This window comes from Mycobacterium sp., assembly GCF_965229265.1.
Classification (GTDB): domain Bacteria; phylum Actinomycetota; class Actinomycetes; order Mycobacteriales; family Mycobacteriaceae; genus Mycobacterium.
Genome location: NZ_CBDDIY010000013.1, coordinates 805,480 through 829,854 on the forward strand (window position 1 = coordinate 805,480; position 24,375 = coordinate 829,854).

Sequence of the window (24,375 nt, forward strand, 5' to 3'; positions counted from 1 at the left end):
GCGGCTGATACTAGCCGCCGCGGCTGCCACGCGCCGAACCGTAGACTCGTCGTTCGATGAGCACCAGCGATCAGGTCCGCGCGATCCTGGGCGGCACCCGTCGCGCCTACCAGGCCGAACCCGGATACCGGGAGCGGCCCGACGTGTTCAACGAACTGGACCGCATCGCCGGCCGGCTCAACCGGCCGATCCGCATCGCACTGGCCGGCACGCTCAAGGCCGGCAAATCGACCCTGGTCAACGCCCTGGTCGGCGAGAGCATCGCGCCGACCGATGCCACCGAGGCGACCCGCATCGTGACGTGGTTCCGCAACGGGCCCACCCCCAAGGTCACCGCGAACCATGTGGGCGGACGGCGTTCCAACGTGCCGATCGCCCGTGGCGTCAACAACTGGGCGGGGCTGACCTTCGACTTCGGCACCCTGGACCCCGATGACATCGTCGACCTCGACGTGGAGTGGCCGGCCGCCGAACTGATCGACGCCACCATCATCGACACCCCCGGCACCTCCTCGCTGTCGCGCGACGTCTCCGAACGGACCCTGCGGCTGCTGGTGCCCGAGGACGGGGTACCCCGGGTCGATGCGGTGGTGTTCCTGCTGCGCACGCTCAACGCCGCCGACATCGCGCTGCTCAAGCAGATCGGCGAACTGGTCGGCGGATCCTCGGGCGCACTCGGCGTCATCGGAGTGGCCTCCCGCGCCGACGAGATCGGCGCTGGGCGCCTCGACGCGATGCTGTCGGCCAACGACGTCGCAAAGCGGTTCACCGAAGAACTGGACCGGACCGGAATCTGCCAGGCGGTGGTGCCGGTGTCGGGGCTGTTGGCGCTGACCGCGCGCACCTTGCGCCAAAGCGAGTTCGCCGCGTTGGAGAAGCTGGCCGCGGTCGACCCGGCCGAGTTGAACAAGGCGATGCTGAGCGTGGACCGCTTCGTCCGCGAGGACAGCGCACTGCCGGTCGACGCGCAGATCCGGGCGCAGCTGCTGGACCGGTTCGGCATGTTCGGGGTGCGGATCTCGATTGCGGTATTGCGTTCGGGTGTCAGCGATTCCGTCACGCTGGCCGACGAGCTCCTCGAGCGCAGCGGGCTGGTCGCCCTGCGCGACGTGATCGACCAGCAATTCGCGCAGCGCTCCGAGCTGCTCAAGGCACACACCGCCCTGCTATCGCTGCGCCGCTTCGTCGAGACGCACCCGATCACCGCGACGCCCTACATCATCGCCGACATCGATCCGCTGCTCGCCGACACCCACGCCTTTGAGGAGCTTCGGCTACTGAGCCAGCTGCGTTCGCGCCCAACGACATTCACCGAGGACGAGATGGCGTCGCTGCGGCGCATCATCGGGGGCTCGGGTACCGACGCCGCCAGCCGGCTCGGCCTGACCCCGGAGGCGCCCTACGACGGACCCCGCGCCGCGTTCGCCGCGGCGCAGCGCTGGCGACGTCGCTCCGAGCATCCGCTCAACGATCCCTTCACCACCAGGGCATGCCGGGCAGCGGTGCGCAGCGCCGAGGCGCTGATCGCCATGTACGCGGCCGCCGACCGGTACTGACCCGCTACTGACCGCCGTTGGGCCGGGGGAACAGCGTCGGCAGCGTCGGCAACACCCGCTGGGTCGTGGTGACCGTCTCGGTCACGGTGCTCACCGACGTCGAGACCGACGTGCTGGTGCTGGTACTCGTGCTCGTCGACGGCGCTTCGGTGGTCGTCGTGGTCGAGGCCGGCGACTCGGTGGTGGTAGCCGGTGCCTCCGAGGTTGGCGTCGGCGACTGCGTCACCGTCTGGGTGGTGCCGTCCGGCGCCGGCGCAACCGAAGCCGAGGTGCCCCCCGTTGCCGAGGTGGCCGACGTCGACGAGGTGGACGACGTGGTGGACGTGACCGCCGGGCCGGAGCCGCTGCTGCCGGTGAACTTGACCACCGCGTAGACCAGGAACGCCAGGACTATCGCGGTCAGCACACCAAGCCCGACCAGCGCCGCCGGCTTCCGGTACCACGGGTCGGGCGGTGGGGTCTGGCCCGGGGTTTGGTCGTAGCCGGTCGGCGGTCCGTAGCCAGACTGCTGATAGTCGCTGTAGGCCTCACCGGTGCCGCCACCGTAGTTCGCGTACTGGGTGGGGTCGCTATCGGAGTAGTTGCCCGGGTCGGGAGATCCGTCACGCGCCACGAGTTCCGATAGTAGCCGTCAGCCCCCGCCGGGCTGGTTGGGGAACGCCGGGCGGTGCGTCGGGCGCACGCTGATCTGCGGAGGTCGGGTCTGCGGCGTGGTGACGTTGGGCCGGTCGCCACCGTTCTGCTGCGGGTACTGCGGATATTGCGGCACCCAGGTCTGGGTCTGCGCCGACGGTGGGGTCTCCGGTGGTGGCGGGGGCGGCGGCTCGGTGGCCGGTGAACTGGTCAGCGGCGTGGTGCTCGGCGCGGTGGTCGCCGTCGTCGAGGGGGTGGCGGGGCCGGAGTCGTCGGAGCCCACCGAGAACAGCAGCACGGCGGCGACCAGGATCGCCACCACGGCCGCGCCGATGGCGCCGATGGCCAGGGTGGCGTCTTTCTTGCGGTACCACGGCCGCTCGGGGAACCAGAACGCGTCGGGGGCGAACGGGTCGAACCCTTCCTCGGCGGTCAGCGCGGGCAGCGCCGGGTCGGTCGGTGGGTCGGAGTCGTTGACGCCCGCCGCACCGGCCGCCGGTGTCGGGGCCGGGGGGCGGTCCGAGGGCACCGATCCGGGATAGGGCTCCTGCGGGTACGGACCGAACGGATCCCCGAAGGGGACCGCCGGCGCGGCGTCGTCAACCTCGGCGGCGTCATCGGCCGTGTAGCCGGTGGCCCCGGCGGGGTCGTACTTCGCCACGGTTACCCATGCTAAACGGGCCGCCAGCGCAGAGGCAGTGTTCTGCAATCAGGCGAGTTGGCGGAGCACCTCGGTGGCGAACAATTCCACGTGATCGAGGTCGGCCAGATCCAGTACCTGCAGGTAGACCCGTTGTACACCGGCCTGGACGAAGGGGGCCAGCCGGTCGACGATCTCGGCGGGCGTTCCGAACAGCGGCGTGTTGGCCCGCAGTTCGTCGACCTCGCGGGAGATGGCGTCCGCCCGGCGACGCAACTCGGCGTCGGTGCGTCCGGCGCACACCACGAAGGCCGCCGAGTAGACGATGTCGTCGGGTGCGCGGCCGGCCGCAGCGAGGGCGTCGCGGACCCTGCCGTACTGCGGGGCGACGAAGCTCAGTTCGGGAAAGGCCAGATTGAACTCAGCGGCGAACTTCGCGGCCAGCGCCGGGGTGCGCTTGGTGCCGGCGCCGCCGATGACGATCGGGGGATGCGGATCCTGCACCGGCTTGGGCAGCGCCGGCGAGTCCTTGACCGTGTAGTAGGTGCCGTCGTAGTCGAAGGTCTGGCCCGCCGGGGTGGTCCACAACCCGGTGATGATGTCGAGCTGCTCACCAAGCCGGTCGAAGCGTTCCCCCAGCGGCGGGAACGGGATGGCGTAGGCCAGGTGTTCGGCCTCGAACCAGCCCGCCCCGATGCCGAAGTCCACTCGTCCGGAGCTCATCGCGTCCACTTGGGCCACCGATATCGCCAGCGGCCCCGGGTGGCGGAAGGTGGCGGAGGTCACCAGCGTGCCGAGCCGGATCGTGGACGTCTCGCGGGCGATGCCGGCGAGCGTCACCCACGAATCGGTGGGCCCTGGCAGCCCGTCGCCGCTCATCGCCACGTAGTGATCGGAACGGAAAAACGCTGAGTAACCAAGGTATTCGGCAGCCCGGGCCACGGCGAGCTGGTCGTCGTAGCTGGCGCCCTGCTGAGGTTCGACAAAGACGCGGAAATCCACCTTCGCCAGCTTAGAAGACCTCGACGCGTTGGGTGCTGATGAACAGCCCGTGCCCGGTGCCGTCGTTGGTGAAGCGAGTCCCGCTCTCACCGGCCTCGATGGTCCAGCCGACCGCGTGATAGGTCGCGTAGTCCAGCGGCGTGGTCGGGATGGCACCCAGATTGCCGGCGATCCAGCGCACGCTTCCGGCAGCCGACACCTCGACCCCGTTGGCGGGCTCGCCGTTGACGACCGGCGGGTTCTCGAAGTCGGATTCGCAGCCGACCGCCTCGGCGTTGATCTGGCAGCGGGTCTGGCCGGACTTGGTCTCGATGTAGACGTAGCCGGTGGCGCTGGGCAGCAGGGTCTGCCCGCCCGGGTTGGGCGTCAGCGTCGGCGAGGCGGGTGCCGCCGACGAGGTCGGCGGTGTGACGGTGGGCCTGGTGGTGGGAAAGCCCGGCTCGCTGCCGGGGCCGCAGCCGGGGCAGGTGGCCGCGCCGTCGATGGTGGAACTGCAGCCGACGGCAGCGGCACCGGCGGCCAGCAACCACACCACGGCCACACCGGCCCTCACGCCTCTGGCTACTCGCACACCGAACTCCTGCCGTCGTATGTCAGGGTACGCATCGAGTGACAGTTGAGACTTGAGTGACTCGCGGGGTCGGGTTGTCGGTAACCCGTGAATCCCGATCAGCCGCCGACGATCACGTTAGTGTCGAGCCCATCCGAGGAAGGGGCATGCCATGGCGGACAACGGCCGGCTGCTGTTCAACCCGAACACCTACGACCCGCGCCAGTTCGATCCGGGGACGCGGCGTCAGCTGAAGGCGCTGATCGCCTGGTTCGAGGAACGCGGCAAGGCGCGACTGCTGCGCGACGACCTCGACGCGGTCTGGGTAGCTGACTTTCTGGACTTCATCAAGAGCGAGCGGATCTTTGCCACGTTCCTGACCCCGTCGGAGTTCGGCCTCGGCGACGACAACAAGCGCTGGGACACCTCCCGCAACGCCGCCCTGAGCGAGATTCTCGGCTTCTACGGCCTGGCCTACTGGTACGCCGAGCAGGTCACCATCCTGGGGCTCGGCCCGATCTGGCAGAGCGACAACATCAAAGCCAAGGAACGTGCCGCGGCCCAGCTCGAGGCGGGCGGAGTGATGGCCTTCGCACTGTCTGAGCGTGAGCACGGCGCCGACATCTACAACACCGACCTGATTCTCACCCCCGCCGCGGACGACGAGGAGGGGGTGGTCTTCCGCGCGACCGGCCAGAAGTACTACATCGGCAACGGCAACGTGGCGGGCATGGTGTCGGTGTTCGGCCGCCGGGGCGACATCGAGGGACCCGACGGTTATGTGTGGTTCGTCGCCGACAGCGGACATCCCGCCTACGAGCTGATCGGCAACGTGGTGCACGGCCAGATGTATGTGAGTAACTTTGCGCTGCAGGGTTATCCGGTTCGCGAGGAGGACATCCTGTGCACCGGGCCCGAGGCGTTCTCCGTCGCGCTCAACACCGTCAACGTCGGCAAGTTCAACCTGTGTACCGCCTCGATCGGGATGTGTGAGCACGCGTTCTATGAGGCGATCACCCACGCCAACAACCGCATCCTGTACGGCAACCCGGTCACCGACTTCCCGCATGTGCGGGCCAGTTTTGTGGAGGCCTACGCCCGGCTGGTGGCGATGAAACTGTTCAGTGACCGCGCCATCGACTACTTCCGCAGCGCCAGCCTCGACGACCGTCGCTACCTGCTGTTCAACCCGGTGACCAAGGCCAAGGTGACCTCCGAGGGCGAGACGGTGGTCAGACTGCTATGGGATGTGCTGGCCGCCAAGGGATTCGAGCGCAACACCTACTTCTCCGAAGTCAAGGGCATGATCGGCGCGCTACCCCGGCTGGAGGGCACCGTGCACGTCAACGTCGCGCAGATCCTGAAGTTCATGCCCAACTACCTGTTCAACCCGGCGGCCTACCCCGAGATCGGCACTCGCGACGACAAGTGCGACGACGTGTTCTTCTGGGCGCAGGGTCCGGCCGGCGGTGCCTCGAAAGTGCAATTCGCCGATTGGGCGCCGGTCTTCGAGAAGGCCTCGGCCATCCCGAACGTCGCACGCTTCACCGAACAGGCGCGAGCGCTTCAAACCTTGCTGACCACCGCCGCACCCGACGCCGAGCAGCTGCGCGACCTCGACTTCATGCTCGTCGTCGGGCACCTGTTCACCCTGGTGGTCTACGGTCAGCTGATTCTCGAGCGGGCGGAGTTGCGGGGATTGGACCGTGACGTGATAGACCAGATCTTCGACGTCCAGGTCAGGGACTTCTCCAGCTACGCCGTCGCCCTGCACGGAAAGTCCAGTTCAACTCCGGCGCAACAGGACTGGGCGTTGGCTGCGGTGCGTAAACCGGTGACCGACCCGGATCGCTTCGACCGGGTGTGGCAGCAGGTACGGGCCTACGACGGCGCTTATGCGATGCGCCCCTGACGGGGATCAGTGCACCGTCACGGTGGCGGTGAATGTCCACGCGTCCTTGGCGCCGCCTGGCCAGGGCTGGCCGTAGGTTGTGGTGAGCGTCGTGCTGCCGGTCTCGAGCGCCTCGAAGGTCCAGGTTTCGGTGCCCGACGCACCCGGTGGAGCGGAAGTGGGGGCGGCGACGTCATGGCTGCGTTGGGCCAGCACGGCGGGGTCGCCGATCTGCGCCTGTGCCGACCACTGGTAGCCGGTGGAGGCGTTGGACGCCAACACGACCCGCAGCGTGTCCCCGACGTGGAGTTCCACGTCGCGGGTGATCTGCTTCTGGGTCAGCAGCTGGTCGTAGGGCACCTCGACGGTAGTGGTCTTCGCCGCCGGCGTCGGCGGGTGTTCAGGGCTGCTGCAGCCCGCCAGGACGATCGCAATCAGCGACATCGCGGCCAGCCGCCGGATCATTGGGTGTCGCCGAAACTCTTGAACCGCTTGAATTTCCACAGGTAGCTCGCCAGCCTGCGGGCGGGCAGTGGGCCGGGCCAGTGTTCGGAGCGGAAGTAGGCATCCGAGCCGCCGTCGACGAAAACAACGCTGCCGCACAAGAAATCCGCCGCATCGGAAAGCATGAACACCACCCAGTCGGCCAACTGGCCGGCGTCGCCGAAACCCCCGATCGGCACCGGGAAGGCCTGGACGGTCTTGGCCTCGGCCGGAGTGGCCAGCTGCTTCTCCAGCAGCGGCGTCAAGATCGCGCCCGGGGCGATCGCGTTGAGGCGGATCCCCGCTCCGGCCCACTCGCGAGTCACCGCGTGGCGACGCACCCAGCGGCTGACGGCGATTTTGGATGCCCCGTAGGCCATCGAGGGCGCGGCGCGGCCGAAGAGCCGAAGCGTGCGCACCGCCTTCTCGCTGTCACCAGCCAGCAGAGCCCCGATCGCGCGGCGGGGCACCGCGGGAATCGTGGTCGTCGAATTGCTGGAGAACACCACGACCTTGGCTCGTTCACCGGCGGCCAGGGCGGGCCGCCAGGCCTCCAGCAGATCGACAACCCCGAAGTAGTTGACCTGGGCGATCAGATGCGGGCGCTCCCGACCCGGGGTGGGCCCGAGCCCCGCAGCCAGCACCGCGCCGTCGAGGGTGCCGCCGCACTCGGCCCGCACGGCGTCGGCGGCAGCCCGCCGACCAGCCGGCGTCGACAGGTCGGCCACGACGTCGGCCTCCTTGATGTCGACGCCGATGACGCGATGGCCCGCGGCGCGCAGCCTGCTGACGACGGCTGCTCCCATGCCCGATGCGGAGCCGGTGACGGCGTAGGTACCCATCCAGGGAGTATCGCCTACCGGTCGGCGTGACCGCGGGGGGATCAGGCCACCAGCTCCGATGGCCTGGTCGCGGCCGGCGGCGGATCGATCGGGTAGCCCTGCGAGAAGATGTCGACCCCGGTCATCCAGGCCACCAGCTGGGCCAGGGCATCGGTGGCCGCGTACACCACGCCACCGATCACCCGCACGGCCGCCGTGGCAACCTGGGCCAGCGGGCTGATCAAGAAGATGTTCTGGCTGGCGATCTTCTGCAGCTCCGAGGTGAGGGTGGAGATGGTGCCCTCCACCCAATAGGGGAGGGTCGCGAAGATGGTGCGCGCGCTCAACGCGACGTTGGTGGCGATATCCGGCCAGCCCTGCGTGGCGATCGCGTCGGTGATTGCCTGCTGCAGATTGGCGGGAGTGACCTGGCTTTGGCCGAGCGTCGTCAGCGACACCCCCGTCGAGCCCTGCGGTGCGGGGCCGCCGAAGAGGTCCATCACCGTCGGCGTTACGTCGACGATGGAGTAGGCCAGATTCAGCTTTCCGGCCCCGAACGAGTCACCGTTGGCGATCACCCAGGTCGATGTTTCATCCGGGGACTGGAAGCCATGCCCGAAGCCCACCTGTGGCTGGTGACCGTGGTCGGTGACCACGATGACCGTCCAGTCCTCGCCGGCCGCCTCGCGCGCGGCGACCGCCGCCATGATCTGGCCGAGGTTGGTGTCGGTGCGATGGATGGCTTCGGCGTATTGCGGTGAGGCGCCGCCGTATTGGTGGCCGGCCTCGTCGACCTGGACCAGGTAGGAGAACAGGAAGTTCGGGGCGTCGGTGCCCTGCAGTGCCGCGACCGTGGCAGAGGTGACCGCGGCGTCGGTCTGTGACCAGTTGCTGTCGCCGGGCACCTGCGGGACGAAGGTGACGGTGTCGGCCTTGATCGCGCCCGCGCCGGCGATGTCGGTGATCACGCTCCAGTCGGCGATGGCCATGGTGTCGATCTCGCGGTTGTACGCCTCGAGCTGGGTGAAGACCGTCGGCCACTTGTCGTACGTGTCGGGGGTGAAGACGTTGTTGATTACGCCGGACTGGTTGTCCCAGGCCCCGGTCAGGATCGCGGTCCAGGACGGGTTGGAAATCGTCGTGTGCCCGACGATGCTCGCGATCCCGGTGGTGCTGGCGCCCATCAGAGCGAAGAAGTTCACGTTGGTGGGGTCGGCCAGGATGCGGCGCATGTTCGTGCCGTCGACACCGAGGACTAAGACGTGGACGTTGGTGGGGTCGACCGCGTCCTGGGCCACCACCAATGCCGCCGCCGCGCTGGCACTGCGGGCCCGGTAGGAGTAGCCGGTGCTGGTGATGGTGACCGTGCTGGCCGGGAGAGCCGGAACGGGCAGGGGATCAGGGAGGGTCGGCGCACGTTCCACCGACGCAGCCGGTGCGGGGCTGGCGGCTCCCGTGGTCTGAGAGGACTGAGTCGACGAGGCCGCGACATCGCCGGCCACCCCCGGCTTCGCGGCGCGTGCGACCGTCCGCCGCGACGTCGGCGTGCTCACCGAAGCCGCGGCGGGCGCCGTACTCACCGGGTCGGAACCGGTGGTCGCGGTCGATCCACTGCCGGCCCCGCGCGGGGTGCTCGTCGCGACGGTCTTCGTCGCCTGCTTGCGGGCCCGCGCCGTCGACGGCGAACTCGACGCGGGTGGCCCCGCGGTGGCGCCGCTCTGCGAGTCCGAGGAGCCCGGCTCGGCATACGCGACGGCCGTCGCGACGGCGGATCCGGTGCCGGCGAGCACGCCCGCGACCGCGATTCCCAGACATACCTTCTTGACCGTCACTACGCGTCTCCGATCCGTCCCACAGTCGATGTACAGCTGTCGCACAGACTAGAACTCATCTCGGCTCGGTTACGGCCTTTCGGGCCTCGCCGTCACCATTCGCTCGGAGCGCGTTGAGGTGCCGGCTAGAGCATCCGCACCGTGGCTGTCTTGATGTCGTAGACCGCGCCCACGATCTTGAACGCGCCCGATGCCTCGGCATCGCTGAGCAGTCGGCTGGCCCGGCGCACGTGGGCGATCACCGCTTCCACGTTGCGCGCAATGGCGTCCTCGACGTCGCGCGCGCCGGTGATTCCGGGTTTGATGGCGTTGACGATCGCCTGAATGTTGGCCCCCGGCGTGGCACCGTCGAACGCCGACTTCACCGCGCCGCACCCCGAGTGCCCCAGCACGACCAGCGCCTTGGCCTTCAGTGCCGCTTGACCGAACTCGAGACTGCCGAGGTTGGTGGGCGATTCGGCGATGTTGCCCGCCTCGCGGACCACGAAGATATCGCCGACGAACTGATCGAAGATGAGTTCCGGCGCCAGCCGGCTGTCGGCGCACCCGAGCACCATCGCGAACGGTTGTTGCCCGTCGACGATCTGTTTCCAGAGCAACTCGATGTCGGCCGTCTCGCGAACCTGGGGTTTGCCCGCGACAAAACGGGCGTTGCCCTTCACCAGTGCATCGATCGCCTCGTCGGGTGTGCTCGGCCGCGGTGGCGGCCCGGCCTCCTCGCGGACCTCCTCGACGGTGTGGGCCGGCTGATTGCTGCCACATGCCGCCGCGGTGAGGGCAATTGCGGGGAGCGCACCCAGGAAGAGGCGGCGCGAGGCGCGAGTGGTGCTGAGTGGTTCCTGGTCGTCCACGGATCTCCTGCCGTCGGCGGATGGTTGGCCCAAATCCAAGCAGATTCCAGCAGCGAACGCCGGAAACTTTGCCGCCGAGTCGTGTGGAGGTCGCGGGCCCGCCCGACCGGAGTAACCTGCCCGCCATGCGCACCGTCGAGGTCTTCGCCGACGTCCTGTGTCCGTTCACGCATGCCGGACTGCATACACTGATCGACCGCCGTGCCGAACTCGGGCATGCCGAACCGCGGTTGCGGATCCGGGCGTGGCCGCTGGAGCTGATCAACGGCGCACCACTCGATCCCCACCACATCGGCATGGAGGTCGCGGCCCTGCGCACCTCGGTACGTCCGGATCTGTTCGCGGGATTCTCCGTCGACAGCTTTCCCGCCACCTCAATGGCCGCGTTCGCGCTGGCTGCGGCCGCAGCTCGCACCGGCGATCCGGTGCTGGTCGAAGAGGTGGGCATCGCGCTGCGCGACGCGGTGTTCGAGCGGGGACTCGATATCGGCAGGCCCGACATCGTTGTCCCGATCGCCGAGCTCTTCGCGCTGGAACCACTCGACGCCGAGGCGACATCGGCTGCCGTGCAAGCCGACTGGGACGAGGGGCGCGCCCGCGGCGTGGTCGGTTCACCGCACTTCTTCACCGACAACGGATCGAGCATGTTCTGTCCGGTCCTCGACATCAGCCGCGATGACGTCGGCAACTTCGTGATTGCCTGGAAGCAGGGCACCGAAGCCTTCGTCGACAGTCTGCTGGGCTGAGCCATGAGCACGCACCTCGCCGTTCTCGCCACTCTCGCGCTCGCCATCCTGTTCAGCCCCGAGACGCTTGTCCTGGGATTGATCGTGGCCAGCGACAAGAAGGTGCCCCGGCAGGCATCCTTCGCCTTCGCGGTCGGCGCCGTCGCCGGCATCGCCTTCGCCACCGGCGTGGGCATGTTGATCGCGCACCTGACCGGGACCCCGGATGTTCCCCACCACGACTCATGGCCGGGTTTCGTCGTCCGCATCCTGATCGCCGCCGCACTGCTGGCGATCGCGATCCACCGCGCGATCGGCGCGGTACGCCACAAGCCGATCGCCGACGTGTCCGAGCCCGACCACCAGCCAAGCAAGCTACGGGCCCGGATCACTGAGCACTTCCCGGCGCTGGCGCGCCGGTTGAGTCCGCAGGCCGACCTGCCGGTGCGTCAACGCATTACCAGGGCCGCGCTGGCGGGCTTCGCCGTCTGCGGGCTGCACCCGAAGGTCTTCCCGATCGCCATCGCCGCCGGGCACCAGCTGCTGCAGATCACCGACCGCTCCGAACGGCTCTTGGGCGTTGTGGTGTTCGCCGCGATCGCCGTCGTTCCCGCCCTTGCGCCCGCGGTGATCGAGATGGTCAGCCCCGGCGCCTCCAGCCGCATCAAGGACAGCTACGAGCGGATCATGAAGGTCCACGGGCGCTGGATCATCGCGGTGCTTCTGCTCGCGGCGGCGGTGTTCGTCGGCCACAACGCGCTCGAGCACCTGCCGAGGAACTGACCGCTCAGCGGGCACTGGATGAAGCCAGCGAACCACTGGTGCCGGTAGGTGAGTCAGAGTCCCCATTCAGTCAGACCGTTTGCGGGATCGTGTCGTGGCGTTCACCGCTCTGCCGCGCCGGTCCCTGCTGGGGGGTGTTCAATCTCGTCTAGATGTCCGGCTCCGGTAGGTCCGGGGCGCAAAGCCTGAAGGATATTCATCGGCATGACCCGCGCCACCGTCGAACCACCCACGGTCCGGCTGACCGGTCTGCTCACCGGCGTCCTGGTGACGCAGATCGTGAACAGCGCCGTGCACCTGGCACAGCCGCTGCTGGTGGCGGACCTCTCGGGATCGCTGGGCAGCGCGGCCTTCTTCTCCGCCTTCGGTACCGGCGTGCACATGCTCGGCACCTATCTCGCCGGCTGGCCGACCGACCGGTTCGGTGCCCGGCTCGTCCTGGCGTTCTCGACGCTGCTGCGGGGCATCGTGCTGGCCGGCATTCCGATTTCCATGGTCTTCGGGTTCGCCAGTCTGCCGTGGGTCATGGGCTGTTACACCCTCGAGGCATTGATTCGCGGCTACGTGGATACCTCGGTGCACACCGTTCCCCTCGACCTGGTCGGGCATCGCCGTCATCTGCTCGACCGGATCAACTCCCGCTACGAGGTGGCCTTCGAGGTGGGTGCGGTCGCCGGGCCGCTGATGCTCGGCGGACTGATGGTGTGGTCGGACGGCATCGTGCCGCACATCGTCATCCCGATCGGGTTCGTCGTGTCGGCGGCGTGCTACCTGCTGATCCCGAAAACCGCGGTGACCGAGACCGGCAGCCCCCACAGTGCATCGCACGGAGGATCGTGGGCCGGGCTCAAGTACATCCTTGCTCACCCATACCTGCTCCTCGTCGTCCTTGGGCTGGTGTTGTTCCACCTCTACGAGCTACGCAAGCTCCTGAGCGCGTTCTTCGCCAAGGGTCTCCTGCACCATCCCGCCGCTGTCGGGCATGTCGGATCGGCGTTCGCGCTGGGGGGAGTGGCGGGGGCGCTGCTGTACGCCGTGGCCCGGCACCGAGGTTCGGGAGTGGGGTGGATGCTCGGCGGAGTGCTGGGGACGGTGGTGCTCGCCGTCGGGTGGATCCCGGCGAGCCTGCCGGTGATGGTCGTGGCGGTGTTCCTGTTCGGGGTCAGCAACGTGTGTGCGCGGCTGGTGCTGACCCGGTGGCGTCAGGAACTGACCCCACTCGAATACGCCGGCGGTGTGACGGCGGCATCGGAATTCGGCCGGACGGCGATCTCTGTCGGCATCAACAGCGTTGTGGGCGCGGCCTTTTCGTCACGATCCGGTGTGTACGGTGCGTTCGGGATCGTTGGCGGCATGCTGGGCATCTTCGCCGTCGCGCAGCTCGTGTTGGTGCGGCTGCTGGCACGGCGGCGCGGATAGCGTCAAGATCCCGCAGACCATGAGCGCACCGCCGCCTCGGCGCAGCCGATATCGTCGGCGGTGCTCGCGCCGCTGACGCCGACGGCCCCGACGATCACCTCGCCGTCACGCAGCGGGATGCCACCGCCGAAGATGACGAACCGCCCGCCGCCGTTGGCGTGCAAGCCGAACAACTCACCGCCCGGGGCGGCCAGGACGGCCAACTCCGCGGTGGAAATGCTGTTGGCCACCGCGGTGTAGGCCTTGTCGACGGCCAGCGCGGGCCCGGCGATCTCGGCGCCGTCCATCCGGCCGAAGGCCACGAGGTTGCCACCGGCATCGACGACTGCGGCGGAGATCTTCACCGAGCGGCGGTCGGCCTCGGTGTGCGCGGCGGCGATCAGGGCCTGGGCGGTGGCGAGCGTGACAGTGGGCATGGGCGTCAACCTAGCGGCTGGGAACAAATCCGGAATGTCCGCCGTTGAGCCATTCGACAACTTGAGTGGAACCGACTCAACTATGGCTTGACAGCCGGGCCCCGGAAGGAGCAGGCTTGAGCCTGGTTCGCTCAGACCCAAGACGTAACTATCAGGAGGATTCATCATGGCTCGTGCGGTCGGTATCGACCTCGGGACCACCAACTCCGTCGTGGCGGTACTGGAGGGTGGCGACCCCGTCGTCGTCGCCAACTCCGAAGGGTCCCGCACCACGCCGTCGGTGGTCGCCTTTGCGCGTAACGGCGAAGTGCTGGTCGGCCAGCCCGCCAAGAACCAAGCGGTGACCAACGTCGACCGCACCATCCGTTCGGTCAAGCGGCACATGGGCACCGATTGGTCGGTGGAGATCGACGGCAAGGACTACACCTCGCAGGAGATCAGCGCGCGCGTGCTGATGAAGCTCAAGCGCGACGCCGAAAGCTACCTCGGTGAGGACATCACCGACGCGGTCATCACCGTGCCCGCCTACTTCAACGACGCCCAGCGTCAGGCCACCAAAGAGGCCGGCCAGATCGCCGGCCTGAACGTGCTGCGCATCGTCAACGAACCGACTGCTGCGGCCCTGGCCTACGGCCTGGACAAGGGCAGCAAGGAACAGACGATCCTGGTCTTCGACCTCGGTGGCGGTACCTTCGACGTCTCGCTGCTGGAGATCGGTGACGGTGTCGTCGAGGTCCGTGCGACCTCCGGTGACAACCACCTCGGTGGCGACGACTGGGACGACCGGATCGTCGAATGGCTGGTCGACAAGTTCAAGGGCACCAGCGGCATCGACCTGACCAAGGACAAGATGGCCATGCAGCGGCTTCGCGAAGCCGCCGAGAAGGCCAAGATCGAGCTGAGCTCCAGTGGCAGCACCTCGATCAACCTGCCCTACATCACCGTCGACGCCGACAAGAACCCGCTGTTCCTTGACGAGCAGCTGACCCGCTCGGAGTTCCAGAAGATCACTCAGGATCTGCTCGACCGCACGCGTGCGCCGTTCCAGCAGGTGATCAAGGACGCCGGCATCTCGGTGTCCGACATCGACCACGTGGTTCTGGTGGGTGGTTCCACCCGCATGCCCGCGGTGACCGATCTGGTCAAGGAACTCACCGGCGGCCAGGAGCCCAACAAGGGCGTCAACCCGGACGAGGTCGTCGCCGTGGGCGCGGCCTTGCAGGCCGGTGTGCTCAAGGGTGAGGTGAAAGACGTTCTGCTGCTTGATGTCACCCCGCTGAGCCTTGGTATCGAAACCAAGGGTGGCGTGATGACGAAGCTCATCGAACGCAACACCACCATCCCGACCAAGCGCTCGGAGACCTTCACCACGGCCGACGACAACCAGCCCTCGGTGCAGATCCAGGTGTTCCAGGGTGAACGCGAGATCGCGGCGCACAACAAGCTGCTCGGCAGTTTCGAGCTGACCGGCATCCCGCCGGCTCCGCGTGGCGTGCCGCAGATCGAGGTCATCTTCGACATCGACGCCAACGGCATCGTGCACGTCACCGCCAAGGACAAGGGCACCGGCAAAGAGAACACGATCAAGATCCAGGAAGGCTCCGGCCTGTCCAAGGAAGAGATCGACCGGATGATCAAGGACGCCGAAGCGCACGCCGACGAGGACCGCAAGCGTCGCGAAGAGGCCGACGTCCGCAACCAGGCCGAGTCGCTGGTCTACCAGACGGAGAAGTTCGTCAAGGATCAGCGCGAGGCTGAGGGCGGCTCAAAGGTCCCCGAGGACACCTTGATCAAGGTCGACGCCGCGATCACCGAGGCCAAGACGGCACTGGCTGGCACCGACATCGGCGCGATCAAGTCCGCCATGGAGAAGCTGGGTCAGGAAAGCCAGGCCCTGGGCCAGGCCATCTATGAGGCCACCCAGGCCGAGCAGGCCGCGGGCGGCGGCGCCCAGGGTGCTTCGGGTGCCGACGACGTCGTGGACGCGGAGGTCGTCGAGGATGATCAGGAGCACAAGTGAGTGAAGGGCATGCGGACGAACCGGTAACTGTCACCGACAAGCGCCGAGTCGATCCCTTGACCGGCGAGGTTCGCGAGTCCTCCGTAGGGCAGGAGCGAAGCGACCCGGGATATGGCGCCGGCCCGGCCCCCAGTGGGTCGGCGCCGGAGGGCTCCGCCCCCGCCGGCGAGGAGCAGGCCGACAAGGTCGCCGAACTCACCGCAGATCTGCAGCGAGTGCAGGCCGACTTCGCCAACTATCGCAAGCGCGCGCTGCGTGACCAGCAGGTGGCCGGCGAGCGGGCCAAGGCCGTCGTGGTGAGCCAGTTGCTTACCGTGCTCGACGACCTCCACCGCGCCCGCAGCCACGGCGATCTGGACACCGGCCCGCTGAAGTCGGTCGCCGACAAGCTGACGTCCGCGCTGACCGGGCTGGGCCTGAGCGCCTTCGGCGCCGAGGGCGACGACTTCGACCCGTCCCTGCACGAGGCCGTGCAGCACGAGGGCGAAGGCTCCAAGCCGGTCATCGGCACGGTGATGCGCCAGGGCTACAAGCTCGGCGAGCAGGTGTTGCGGCACGCACTCGTCGGGGTGGTGGACACCGTGGAGGGTGAGTCGACGGGACCTATGAACGCCGACACGCCCGCCAACGGTGAGCAGACCGGTCCGCAGAACGCAGAATCGAACTAACGACCATGGGTGAGGGGAGGTGACGCGGCATGGTTCAACGAGAATGGGTCGAAAAAGACTTCTACAAGGTGCTCGGCGTCTCCTCTGACGCCAGCGAGGACGAGATCAAGCGGGTGGCCCGCAAGCTGCTCGCTGAGAATCACCCGGACCGCAACCCGGACAACCCGCAGGCCGACGAGCGCTACAAGGAGGTCGGTGAAGCCAGGGATGTGTTGACCGACGCCGCCAAGCGCAAGGAGTACGACGAGACCCGGCGGATGTTCGCCGGCGGTGGCTTCGGTCGCCGGTTCAACGGTGGCGACGGTGGTGGTGGCGGCGGTTTCGGTGGCTTCGGCGGCGATGGTGCCGAGTTCAACCTGAACGACTTGTTCGATGCGGCCGGCCAGTCCGGCGGCGCGAACATCGGCGACCTGTTCGGTGGCCTGTTCGGGCGCGGTGCCCAGCCGCGGCCGAGTCGCCCGCGACGCGGCAAGGACCTGGAGACCGAGACCGATCTCGATTTCCTGGAGGCGACCAAGGGCGTGGCCATGCCACTGCGGCTGACCAGTCCCGCGCCGTGCACCAACTGCCATGGCAGCGGTGCGCGCCCGGGCACCAGTCCCAAGGTGTGCCCGACCTGCAACGGCTCCGGGGTGATCAACCGCAATCAGGGCGCGTTCGGATTCTCCGAGCCCTGCACCGACTGCCGGGGCAGTGGCTCGATCATCGAGCATCCGTGCGACGAGTGCCGGGGGACCGGTGTCACCACCAGGACTCGCACCATCAACGTCCGGATCCCACCGGGCGTCGAGGACGGCCAGCGTATCCGGCTTGCCGGCCAGGGTGAGGCCGGGTTACGGGGTGCACCCTCGGGTGACCTGTACGTCACCGTGCACGTCCGTCCGGACAAGGTGTTCGGGCGCGACGGTGACGATCTGACGGTGACCGTCCCGGTTAGTTTCACCGAACTAGCTTTGGGGACAACACTTTCCGTGCCCACTCTGGAGGGTAAGGTCGGTGTGCGGGTGCCGAAGGGCACCGCCGACGGCCGCATCCTGCGGGTGCGCGGGCGTGGCGTCGCCAAGCGCAGCGGCGGCCACGGTGACCTGCTGGTCACCGTCAAGGTCGCGGTGCCACCCAACCTCGAGGGCCAGGCGCTGGAGGCGCTGGAAGCCTATGCAGCCGCCGAGCGGGCCAGTGGTTTCGATCCGCGGGCGGGATGGGCGGGTAACCGCTGATGAGTGCTTCCGAGGAGGCGCGGACGTTTCTGATCTCGGTGGCCGCCGAGCTGGCCGGTATGCACGCGCAGACCCTGCGCACCTACGACCGGCTCGGCCTGGTCAGTCCGCGCCGCAGTTCCGGTGGGGGACGGCGTTATTCGGAACGCGACGTAGAACTGCTGCGCGAGGTGCAGCGGCTCTCACAGGACGAGGGCGTCAACCTGGCCGGGATCAAGCGGATCATCGAGCTGACCAATCATGTTGAGGCGCTGCAGTCCCGCATCGAGGAGATGGCCGCCGAGCTGGAGTCGTTGCGGGCCAAGCAACGCCGCGAGCTGGCCGTCGTGCCGAAGAGTACCGCGTTGGTGGTCTGGAAGCCGCGGCGGTAGCGCCGAGATCGACAAAATGGTGCGATCAACTCGCACTTTCGCGCCCGTTTGTCGGTTTGGGCGAGGCGGGCTCAGCGCACCCGGATGGTGAATGACGAGATCGCCGGTCGGCCCGGCACCGCGGTGCTGTAGCCGCCCGCGCGTAGTGCGTTGGTGGGGGCGGCCATCGGTTCGATGGCTACCAGGTCTTCGGTGCCGGGTGCGAAGATCTGCGCCGCCGGGAACCCGTGGTCGAAGACCACCTCGATGCGGCGGTCCCCACCGCTGAGGGCGAATACCCCGCCCTGCGGAACCTGGTCGAACCCGTCGTCGAAAGTCTTCTCGCCCAACGTCTCTGCCAAGGCCGGCCACTCCTCGAAGTCACCGGTCGGGATTCCCCAGTTGTCCACCGGCAGGTGCCGCAGCGGCGGGGTCTGCAGGATCCACTCCGAGCGCGGCACCCCAGGAATGGTCAGGTAGGGATGGAAGCCGAAGCACAGCGGCACCGACGCCGCCGTGGTGGGCGTGACCGTCGTCTCCACCCGCAGTGCCCGGTCGGCCAGGGTGATGTCGACGGTGACGATATGCGGGAACGGGAAGCTGGCCAGCAACCGCGGCTGCCCCCCAAAATCGACATCAGCCGTCAGCCGGTTGTCCGACCGTTCGGTGACCAGCCAGCCGGGGTAGGCGGCGAGCACGCCGTGGATCACTAGGCCATGCTCGTCGGAGCGGACACCGCCGACCCCCGGGGTCAGCGTCACCGCGCCGCCGTCGAGCCCATAGCCGTTGGCGCTCAACCGATTCGCCCACGGATACAGGATCGGGATGCCCATCGTCTTGCCGGTGGTCAGGTAGGCCTGCAGCCCGCGGCGCTGACCCAGCAGCTCGGCACCATCGTCGGACAGTGACGTGCAGATCATGCCCGCCGACGGGACGAACGTGGCGGTCAGCGGGGAGGACGGGTCGCGGAGCTCGACGGACGGCAGTTGTGCCATCGTCGGATACTAACGGTGGGACGCGATGTAGCTCGTCAGATCGTCGATCGTCCGCAGCGAGGCGTACTCCGATTCCGGGATGTCGACCTCGAACCGCTTGTGCAGCCGGACCAGAAAGTTCAGCCAGTCCATCGAGTCCAGGTCGACCTGGTCGCGCAGGAGTTCGGTGTCGGACAGATCGCCCTCCTCGATCTCCGGTGCGATCGTGAGCAGCTCTTCGACGACCTGATCGCGGATAGCGGTATCGCTCACCTCGGGCTCCCTTCTACAACTCGTCAGGCTGCTGCAGCAGCCGGTTGATCTCGGCCAGGAACAGCGCACCGCGGTGACCGTCACTGGCTCGATGGTCGGCGGACAGGGTGGTCTGCACGGTCGTGGCGACGCGGATACCGCCGTCGACGACGACCACCCGCTGGGTGGGCCTGCCGAAACCGACGATGGCGACCTGGGGCGGGTAGATGACGCCGAACACCGCGTCGACCCCCTGGTCGCCGAGGTTGGTGACGGTGATGGTCGGGTCGGACATCTCCGAGCTGCGCAGCGACCCGGCTCGGGCCCGGGCGACCAGATCGCTCAGATCGGCCATCAGCTCGTCAAGCTTCTTCTCGGCCACATCGTGGATCGCCGGGGCCACCAGTCCGCCACCGCGCAGCGAAATCGCCACGCCGACATGCACAGCCGGGTGCGGTTCGTAGCCCTCGTCACGCCAGAACCCGGTGAACTCGCCGAACCGCTGGGCGGCCAGGGCAACCGCCTTGAGCTGCAAGACGGCCGGCAGCAGCCGCTCGGTGATCGGCCGGTTGAGGTTCTGCTCGGTCAGCCAGGCCAGCGCGGTGTCCAGGATGATCTCGTCGGACAGGTAGTAATGCGGGATCTCCCGCTTGGAGCGGCCCATCGCCGCGGCGATCGAGGCGCGCATGGCCGCACCGCGCTCCTTGGCCTTCTCCGCTGCCGATTTCGGCGCCGCGGCCGACCCGGCCGACTTTGCCGCCGGCGCGGGTTTGGGTTCGGCGTGGTGGGCGGTGGCGGCGGCATGCTCGACATCGACGAGGGTGATGGCGCCCTGCGGACCGGTTCCGGTGACGGCCTTCAGGTCGACGCCCAGCGACAGCGCGGTCCGGCGGGCCAGCGGTGACACCCAGAGCCGATGGCCCACCGGCGCGGGGGCGGCCGCCGGTGTCGCCGCGCCGGCGACCGGCGACGACTCGGCGTGGGGCGTGACCACCGGGCCGGCCACCGTGGCCGAGGAGTGCGGCGCGGCCGTCTCTCCGGGCTCCAGCAGTGTGGCCAGTGGGGCGCCGACCGCGACCGTCTGCCCGACCGGCACCAGCAGCTCGCCCACCACACCGTCGTGCCAACACTCGATTTCGACTGCGGCCTTGGTGGTTTCGACCACCGCGACGATCTGCCCGCGAGCGATCGTGTCGCCGGGCTTGATCAGCCACTCGTTGAGGGTGCCCTCGTCCATATCGGCCCCGAGTGCCGGCATCGTGAACTCGATCATGGTTGGTCCACCCCCGGGTCCTGTGCGCCGGAATCCCCGAACAGGCCGCGTACCGCGGCCACGATCTTGTCCGGTTGCGGCAGTGCCGCCTCCTCCAGGTGCTTGGCGTAGGGGATCGGCACTTCCTCGGTGCACACTCGCGCGACCGGCGCGTCGAGGTCGTAGAACGCGCCCTCGACGATGCGGGCACAGATCTCGCCGGCGAAGCTTCCGGTGCGCCACATCTCGTCGACGATGACGGCCCGGTGCGTCTTGCGCACCGAGGCCAGGATGGTCTCGTCGTCCAACGGCCGTAACACCCGCAGATCGATGACCTCACAGTCGATTCCGGCCAGAGCCAGCTGGTCGGCGGCATCCAGGGTCTTGGGCAGGCAGCCCCCGTAGGTGATCAGGGTGACGTCGCTACCGGTGCGCCGCACCGCGGCCCGGGCGATATCGGTCGGTGCCAGGGCGTCGACGTCGACGGAAGTGTTGTAGAGCTGGACGTGCTCGAAGATGATCGTCGGGTCGGGGTCGGCCAGCGCGGTGAGCAGCATTCCGTAGGCGTCCGCCACCGTGGCCGGTGCCAGCACCTTGATCCCGGGGATGTGGGCGTACCAGCCCTCCAGGCTGTGCGAATGCTGGGCGGCCAGCTGGCGCCCGGCACCGGTGGCCATTCGGACCACCAGCGGCACGCAGAACTGCCCGCCGGACATATGACGCAGCGCGGCAGCGGTATTCACGATCTGGTCGAGCGCCAGCAGGCTGAAGTTGACGGTCATGACCTCCACGATCGGGCGCAGTCCGCCCAGAGCGGCGCCGACGCCGATGCCGACGAAACCCAGCTCCGAGAGCGGGGTGTCCCTGATCCGCTCGGGCCCGAACTCGTCGAGCAGCCCCTTGGAGGCGGCGTAGGTTCCGCCGTAGGCGCCGACGTCCTCACCCAGCAGCAGCACACGCGAGTCCTGCTGCATGGCATGGCGAATCGCGTCGTGCACCGCGTTGCGGTAGGTCGTCTTCATGACAGAGCCTCCACCGGTGCCGGTGACATCAGGTGCCGGGCCAGGTCGTCCACGCTTTCCCAGGTGCCCGCTTCGGCGTAGGCCACCGCCTCGGCCGCCTCGGTCTGGGCGGAGTCCTGCATGGCGGCGATGTCCTCGGCGGTCACCGTGCCGTCGGCCAGGCACTTCTCGCTGAAGAGGTGGATCGGGTCGCGCTTGCGCCACTCCTCGACTTCGGCCTTCTCCCGGTAGAGCTCCGGGTCGAACATCGAGTGCGGCCGGAAACGGTAGGTCCGGAACTCGATGAAGTACGGTCCGCCCTCGGTGCGGATGTGCTCGACGGCCTGCTGAGTGACGGCGTGACAGGCCAGCACGTCCATCCCGTCGGCCGAGGCGCTGGGTACCCGGTAGGAGGCCGCCTTGGCCGCCAGATCCGGCTGGGACAGCTCGTGGTCGATCACCGTGCCCATGGCGTACCGGTTGTTCTCGCAACAGAACAGCACCGGCAGCTGCCACAGTTCGGCCATGTTCATCGACTCGTGAAACGCCCCCTCGGCGGTCGCACCTTCCCCGAAATAGCAGGCGGTGACGTTCTTGCGGTTCAGTTGGGCATCGGCGAAGGCCAGACCAGCCGCCAGCGGCAGGCCCGCGGCGACGATGGCATTGCCGCCATAGAACCTGCGCTCGGCGTCGAACAGATGCATCGATCCACCCCGACCACCCGAGCAGCCCTGCACCTTCCCATACATCTCGGCCATGATCTTGGTCATCGGCACCCCGCGCAGCAGGGCGTGCGCATGGTCGCGATAGGTCGTCACCACCGCATCCTGTGCGCCCAGCGCCCGCAGCGACCCGGCGGCGACGGCCTCTTCGCCGACGTAGAGGTGCAGGAAGCCGCGAATCTTTGCGGCGCTATACATTTCGGCGCATTTCTCTTCCATGCGGCGCACCCGGATCATATCCGAGAGCAGCCCGCGGGCCAGTCCAGGCGTGGTCATGCCGTCACCTCCTGCGTGTGCGGTGTGCCGGTGGTCTCCACCGTGGAGATGTCACCCTCGGGCAGTCCCAGTTCGCGGGCCTTGAGCAGGCGGCGCATGATCTTGCCCGAACGGGTGTGCGGCAGGGCCTCGACGAAGTCGATCTCCTTGGGAGCCACCGCCGCCCCCAACCGTTTCCGCGCGTGCCCCATCAGGTCGCGACGCAGGTCCTCGTCGCCCGTGTACCCGGTCTTGAGGGTGACGAAGGCCTTGACCAGCTCGCCGTAGGTCGGGTCGGGCTTGCCGATCACCGCGGCCTCGGCGACCGCGGGGTGGTCGGTCAACACGTTCTCCACCTCGAACGGCCCGATCAGATGGCCGGAGGATTTGATCACGTCGTCGGCGCGGCCGACGAACCAGAAGTAGCCGTCGGCATCCCGCTTGACCAGGTCGCCGGACAGGTACAGGTCACCGGCGAAACTCTTGCGGTAGCGCTCGTCCTGATGCAGGTAGCCGCGGAACATCGACGGCCAGCCGACCCGGAGTGCGAGCTCACCCTCGACGTCTGCCTGGTCGACGACGGTGACCGCACCGGAGTCGTCGCGATGCACGACGACGGCATCCACCCCGGGCAGCGGCCGGCCCATGGATCCTGGCTTGATGTCGAAGGCCGGGGTGTTGGCGACCATGATCCCGCCGGTCTCGGTCTGCCACCAGTTGTCGTGAATCGGCAACCCCAGCACGCGTTTTCCCCACCACACCGCCTCGGCGTTGAGCGGCTCGCCGACGCTGGCGATGAACCGCAGCGTGGGGAAGTGGTATTTGGCGGGTAGCTCAGGGCCGGCTTTGATCAGCATCCGGATCGCCGTCGGTGCGGTGTACCACACCGTGACCTGTTCGTCCTGCAGGATTCGGTACCACCGCTCGGCGTCGAACTCGGCCTCGTCGATGATCGAGGTGACACCGTGCAGCAGCGGCGAGATGATCCCGTATGACGTCCCGGTGACCCAGCCGGGATCTGCTGTGCACCAATAGATGTCGTCGGGATGCAGATCGAGCGCGTAGCGCCCGGTGATGTAGTGCATGGCCACCGCACCGTGGACGTGCTGGGCGCCCTTGGGTGTTCCCGTTGTGCCGCTGGTGAAGTGCAGCAGGGAGGGATCGTCGGCGGTGGTGCGTTCGATCGGCGCGTCGTCGGATGCCGCGTCCATCAGGCGGTGGAAGTTCTCGGTGCCGGCCATCTCATCGCCGACCACCAGGACGTGCTTGACCGAGGGCAGCTGGTCGCGGATCTTGGCGATCTTGCGCTTGTAGATCGCCGCGGTGGTCACCAGCACGTCGGCCGATCCGATGGTGACGCGGGTGGCGATCGGTTCGGGGCCGAAGGCGGAGAACAGCGGCGAGACGACGCTGCCGTTGCGCAGGGCGCCGAGGATGCTGATGTAGAGCTCGGGGACGCGGCCCATGATGACGAAGACGCGGTCGCCCTTGCCGATCCCGAGGCCGCGCAACACGTTGGTGAACCGGCTGGTGAGCCGGCCCAGTTCGGCGTAGCTGATGTCGTGCCGGGTCAGCTCGGGGGTGTCGGCAAGAAACCGCAGCGCGGTGCGGCCGGCCTCGGGTCCCTCGGCGTGGCGATCCACCGCGGCGTAGGCGATGTTGCATCCGCCGCCCATTCCGGCGCAGACGTCGGGGATGGCCGCCCAGTCGAACGACGCACGGACCTGGGCATAATCGGTGAGGTTCGGGGTGACCTTGAGGTCGCCGGCACCCTTGTGAATGACGTCCATAACTCCTCTTATGCGTGCGGTGGGGACAGCACGCCGTCGCGGCGGGCCCGCCCCAGGTTGGCCATCACGCGGTCCACGACCGTGGCGTAGGCGGCGCCGTTGTTGAGGATGTCCTCGCGGCCCTGATGGCGAAGAAAGGCGTCAAGGCGCCTTTCCAACGGCCAGTCCCAGTAGGTGCGCCCGGTGTACGGCGAGCACAGGAATTGCCAAGCGATGGTGTCGAATTCGCGGTCGTCGGTGGCGTCAGCCGAACCCGCAGCCGTCATCACAGC

At 68.1% G+C, this 24,375-nt stretch carries 25 protein-coding genes; 9 read left to right on the forward strand and 16 right to left on the reverse strand.

Annotated features, from left to right (window positions below):
- The first annotated feature begins 56 nt into the window (after positions 1 to 56).
- Positions 57 to 1,556: a dynamin family protein gene (locus tag ADBZ9K_RS25750; RefSeq protein WP_526625069.1), complete on the forward strand. Its 1,500-nt coding sequence runs from the start codon at positions 57 to 59 to the stop codon at positions 1,554 to 1,556.
- 4 nt (positions 1,557 to 1,560) lie between these two features.
- Here the strand turns inward: ADBZ9K_RS25750 and ADBZ9K_RS25755 are convergent, their stop codons facing one another.
- The 4 genes from ADBZ9K_RS25755 to ADBZ9K_RS25770 are packed head-to-tail and all read right to left on the reverse strand — an operon-like array spanning position 1,561 to position 4,402.
- A complete protein-coding gene (locus tag ADBZ9K_RS25755) occupies positions 1,561 to 2,169 on the reverse strand; it encodes a hypothetical protein (protein WP_526625070.1) in 609 nt (202 codons plus the stop codon).
- A gap of 18 nt (positions 2,170 to 2,187) precedes the next feature.
- A complete protein-coding gene (locus tag ADBZ9K_RS25760; RefSeq protein WP_526625071.1) occupies positions 2,188 to 2,850 on the reverse strand; it encodes a hypothetical protein in 663 nt (220 codons plus the stop codon).
- 48 nt (positions 2,851 to 2,898) lie between these two features.
- Entirely contained in the window at positions 2,899 to 3,831 is a 933-nt protein-coding gene (locus tag ADBZ9K_RS25765) for an LLM class F420-dependent oxidoreductase (RefSeq protein WP_526625072.1), read from the reverse strand.
- Positions 3,832 to 3,841: 10 nt separating this feature from the next.
- Positions 3,842 to 4,402, reverse strand: a complete 561-nt coding sequence (locus ADBZ9K_RS25770) for a hypothetical protein (RefSeq protein ID WP_526625073.1) — start codon at positions 4,400 to 4,402, stop codon at positions 3,842 to 3,844.
- A gap of 151 nt (positions 4,403 to 4,553) precedes the next feature.
- Between ADBZ9K_RS25770 and ADBZ9K_RS25775 the strand changes: the two genes are divergently transcribed.
- On the forward strand, positions 4,554 to 6,293 hold the full coding sequence (locus ADBZ9K_RS25775) for an acyl-CoA dehydrogenase family protein (protein WP_526625074.1): 1,740 nt from the start codon (positions 4,554 to 4,556) through the stop codon (positions 6,291 to 6,293).
- A 6-nt stretch (positions 6,294 to 6,299) separates the two neighbouring features.
- Here ADBZ9K_RS25775 and ADBZ9K_RS25780 read toward each other — a convergent pair whose 3' ends face one another.
- The 4 genes from ADBZ9K_RS25780 to ADBZ9K_RS25795 all read right to left on the reverse strand — a co-directional run bounded on the left by ADBZ9K_RS25780 (position 6,300) and on the right by ADBZ9K_RS25795 (position 10,259).
- Positions 6,300 to 6,737, reverse strand: coding sequence for a protease inhibitor I42 family protein (locus tag ADBZ9K_RS25780; protein WP_526625075.1), 438 nt, complete (start codon positions 6,735 to 6,737; stop codon positions 6,300 to 6,302).
- Positions 6,734 to 7,597 (reverse strand): SDR family oxidoreductase, encoded by an 864-nt coding sequence (locus tag ADBZ9K_RS25785; RefSeq protein ID WP_526625076.1) that lies wholly within the window; start codon positions 7,595 to 7,597, stop codon positions 6,734 to 6,736. Before ADBZ9K_RS25785 ends, ADBZ9K_RS25780 begins: the two co-directional genes overlap by 4 nt.
- Before the next feature lie 41 nt (positions 7,598 to 7,638).
- The gene (locus ADBZ9K_RS25790) at positions 7,639 to 9,408 is read right to left on the reverse strand and encodes an alkaline phosphatase family protein (RefSeq protein ID WP_526625077.1); all 1,770 of its coding nucleotides are present in this window, start codon (positions 9,406 to 9,408) and stop codon (positions 7,639 to 7,641) included.
- A 125-nt stretch (positions 9,409 to 9,533) separates the two neighbouring features.
- Entirely contained in the window at positions 9,534 to 10,259 is a 726-nt protein-coding gene (locus ADBZ9K_RS25795) for a carbonic anhydrase (protein ID WP_526625078.1), read from the reverse strand.
- A 125-nt stretch (positions 10,260 to 10,384) separates the two neighbouring features.
- On the opposite strand from ADBZ9K_RS25795, the gene ADBZ9K_RS25800 reads away from it, so the two are divergent.
- From ADBZ9K_RS25800 to ADBZ9K_RS25810, 3 genes are all read left to right on the forward strand, one after another.
- Positions 10,385 to 11,005 carry a DsbA family oxidoreductase gene (locus tag ADBZ9K_RS25800; protein WP_526625079.1) on the forward strand — a complete coding sequence of 207 codons (621 nt, stop codon included), beginning with the start codon at positions 10,385 to 10,387 and terminating at the stop codon, positions 11,003 to 11,005.
- A gap of 3 nt (positions 11,006 to 11,008) precedes the next feature.
- Positions 11,009 to 11,767 carry a GAP family protein gene (locus ADBZ9K_RS25805; RefSeq protein ID WP_526625081.1) on the forward strand — a complete coding sequence of 253 codons (759 nt, stop codon included), beginning with the start codon at positions 11,009 to 11,011 and terminating at the stop codon, positions 11,765 to 11,767.
- A gap of 204 nt (positions 11,768 to 11,971) precedes the next feature.
- A complete protein-coding gene (locus ADBZ9K_RS25810) occupies positions 11,972 to 13,186 on the forward strand; it encodes an MFS transporter (RefSeq protein ID WP_526625082.1) in 1,215 nt (404 codons plus the stop codon).
- Positions 13,187 to 13,188: 2 nt separating this feature from the next.
- On the opposite strand, the gene ADBZ9K_RS25815 is transcribed toward ADBZ9K_RS25810, so the two are convergent.
- Positions 13,189 to 13,602: a heme-binding protein gene (locus ADBZ9K_RS25815; RefSeq protein WP_526625084.1), complete on the reverse strand. Its 414-nt coding sequence runs from the start codon at positions 13,600 to 13,602 to the stop codon at positions 13,189 to 13,191.
- Positions 13,603 to 13,768: 166 nt separating this feature from the next.
- On the opposite strand from ADBZ9K_RS25815, the gene dnaK reads away from it, so the two are divergent.
- The 4 genes from dnaK to ADBZ9K_RS25835 are packed head-to-tail and all read left to right on the forward strand — an operon-like array spanning position 13,769 to position 17,878.
- Positions 13,769 to 15,622, forward strand: a complete 1,854-nt coding sequence (gene dnaK, locus ADBZ9K_RS25820) for a molecular chaperone DnaK (protein WP_526625085.1) — start codon at positions 13,769 to 13,771, stop codon at positions 15,620 to 15,622.
- On the forward strand, positions 15,619 to 16,290 hold the full coding sequence (gene grpE, locus ADBZ9K_RS25825; protein ID WP_526625086.1) for a nucleotide exchange factor GrpE: 672 nt from the start codon (positions 15,619 to 15,621) through the stop codon (positions 16,288 to 16,290). Before dnaK ends, grpE begins: the two co-directional genes overlap by 4 nt.
- A gap of 29 nt (positions 16,291 to 16,319) precedes the next feature.
- The gene (gene dnaJ, locus ADBZ9K_RS25830; protein WP_526625087.1) at positions 16,320 to 17,507 is read left to right on the forward strand and encodes a molecular chaperone DnaJ; all 1,188 of its coding nucleotides are present in this window, start codon (positions 16,320 to 16,322) and stop codon (positions 17,505 to 17,507) included.
- Positions 17,507 to 17,878, forward strand: coding sequence for a heat shock protein transcriptional repressor HspR (locus tag ADBZ9K_RS25835; RefSeq protein WP_526625088.1), 372 nt, complete (start codon positions 17,507 to 17,509; stop codon positions 17,876 to 17,878). The genes dnaJ and ADBZ9K_RS25835 overlap by 1 nt, the downstream gene beginning before the upstream one ends.
- A gap of 71 nt (positions 17,879 to 17,949) precedes the next feature.
- On the opposite strand, the gene ADBZ9K_RS25840 is transcribed toward ADBZ9K_RS25835, so the two are convergent.
- Genes ADBZ9K_RS25840 through ADBZ9K_RS25870 form a run of 7 tightly spaced genes read right to left on the reverse strand, consistent with a single transcriptional unit; the run spans position 17,950 to position 24,369 of the window.
- A complete protein-coding gene (locus ADBZ9K_RS25840) occupies positions 17,950 to 18,852 on the reverse strand; it encodes an aldose 1-epimerase (protein WP_526625089.1) in 903 nt (300 codons plus the stop codon).
- A 9-nt stretch (positions 18,853 to 18,861) separates the two neighbouring features.
- Complete coding sequence (locus ADBZ9K_RS25845; RefSeq protein WP_526625091.1) at positions 18,862 to 19,104, reverse strand: acyl carrier protein; 243 nt, start codon at positions 19,102 to 19,104, stop codon at positions 18,862 to 18,864.
- 13 nt (positions 19,105 to 19,117) lie between these two features.
- The gene (locus ADBZ9K_RS25850) at positions 19,118 to 20,356 is read right to left on the reverse strand and encodes a 2-oxo acid dehydrogenase subunit E2 (RefSeq protein ID WP_526625092.1); all 1,239 of its coding nucleotides are present in this window, start codon (positions 20,354 to 20,356) and stop codon (positions 19,118 to 19,120) included.
- Positions 20,353 to 21,357 carry an alpha-ketoacid dehydrogenase subunit beta gene (locus tag ADBZ9K_RS25855; RefSeq protein ID WP_526625094.1) on the reverse strand — a complete coding sequence of 335 codons (1,005 nt, stop codon included), beginning with the start codon at positions 21,355 to 21,357 and terminating at the stop codon, positions 20,353 to 20,355. The genes ADBZ9K_RS25850 and ADBZ9K_RS25855 overlap by 4 nt, the downstream gene beginning before the upstream one ends.
- Positions 21,354 to 22,334 (reverse strand): pyruvate dehydrogenase (acetyl-transferring) E1 component subunit alpha, encoded by a 981-nt coding sequence (gene pdhA / locus ADBZ9K_RS25860; protein WP_526625096.1) that lies wholly within the window; start codon positions 22,332 to 22,334, stop codon positions 21,354 to 21,356. Before pdhA ends, ADBZ9K_RS25855 begins: the two co-directional genes overlap by 4 nt.
- Positions 22,331 to 24,103 (reverse strand): acetate--CoA ligase, encoded by a 1,773-nt coding sequence (gene acsA, locus ADBZ9K_RS25865; protein WP_526625098.1) that lies wholly within the window; start codon positions 24,101 to 24,103, stop codon positions 22,331 to 22,333. The genes pdhA and acsA overlap by 4 nt, the downstream gene beginning before the upstream one ends.
- Before the next feature lie 8 nt (positions 24,104 to 24,111).
- Positions 24,112 to 24,369 (reverse strand): hypothetical protein, encoded by a 258-nt coding sequence (locus tag ADBZ9K_RS25870; RefSeq protein ID WP_526625100.1) that lies wholly within the window; start codon positions 24,367 to 24,369, stop codon positions 24,112 to 24,114.
- Positions 24,370 to 24,375 lie beyond the last annotated feature (6 nt).

Excerpts from the sequence above, each read along its gene's own strand:
- dnaJ (WP_526625087.1), top strand. The coding sequence starts at position 16,320 with ATGGTTCAACGAGAATGGGTCGAAAAAGACTTCTACAAGGTGCTCGGC.
- ADBZ9K_RS25780 (WP_526625075.1), bottom strand. The coding sequence starts at position 6,737 with ATGATCCGGCGGCTGGCCGCGATGTCGCTGATTGCGATCGTCCTGGCG.
- ADBZ9K_RS25835 (WP_526625088.1), top strand. The coding sequence starts at position 17,507 with ATGAGTGCTTCCGAGGAGGCGCGGACGTTTCTGATCTCGGTGGCCGCC.
- ADBZ9K_RS25750 (WP_526625069.1), top strand. The coding sequence starts at position 57 with ATGAGCACCAGCGATCAGGTCCGCGCGATCCTGGGCGGCACCCGTCGC.
- ADBZ9K_RS25855 (WP_526625094.1), bottom strand. The coding sequence starts at position 21,357 with ATGAAGACGACCTACCGCAACGCGGTGCACGACGCGATTCGCCATGCC.
- ADBZ9K_RS25800 (WP_526625079.1), top strand. The coding sequence starts at position 10,385 with ATGCGCACCGTCGAGGTCTTCGCCGACGTCCTGTGTCCGTTCACGCAT.
- dnaK (WP_526625085.1), top strand. The coding sequence starts at position 13,769 with ATGGCTCGTGCGGTCGGTATCGACCTCGGGACCACCAACTCCGTCGTG.
- ADBZ9K_RS25870 (WP_526625100.1), bottom strand. The coding sequence starts at position 24,369 with ATGACGGCTGCGGGTTCGGCTGACGCCACCGACGACCGCGAATTCGAC.
- ADBZ9K_RS25785 (WP_526625076.1), bottom strand. The coding sequence starts at position 7,597 with ATGGGTACCTACGCCGTCACCGGCTCCGCATCGGGCATGGGAGCAGCC.
- ADBZ9K_RS25840 (WP_526625089.1), bottom strand. The coding sequence starts at position 18,852 with ATGGCACAACTGCCGTCCGTCGAGCTCCGCGACCCGTCCTCCCCGCTG.
- ADBZ9K_RS25850 (WP_526625092.1), bottom strand. The coding sequence starts at position 20,356 with ATGATCGAGTTCACGATGCCGGCACTCGGGGCCGATATGGACGAGGGC.
- ADBZ9K_RS25805 (WP_526625081.1), top strand. The coding sequence starts at position 11,009 with ATGAGCACGCACCTCGCCGTTCTCGCCACTCTCGCGCTCGCCATCCTG.
- acsA (WP_526625098.1), bottom strand. The coding sequence starts at position 24,103 with ATGGACGTCATTCACAAGGGTGCCGGCGACCTCAAGGTCACCCCGAAC.
- ADBZ9K_RS25775 (WP_526625074.1), top strand. The coding sequence starts at position 4,554 with ATGGCGGACAACGGCCGGCTGCTGTTCAACCCGAACACCTACGACCCG.
- pdhA (WP_526625096.1), bottom strand. The coding sequence starts at position 22,334 with ATGACCACGCCTGGACTGGCCCGCGGGCTGCTCTCGGATATGATCCGG.
- ADBZ9K_RS25810 (WP_526625082.1), top strand. The coding sequence starts at position 11,972 with ATGACCCGCGCCACCGTCGAACCACCCACGGTCCGGCTGACCGGTCTG.
- ADBZ9K_RS25815 (WP_526625084.1), bottom strand. The coding sequence starts at position 13,602 with ATGCCCACTGTCACGCTCGCCACCGCCCAGGCCCTGATCGCCGCCGCG.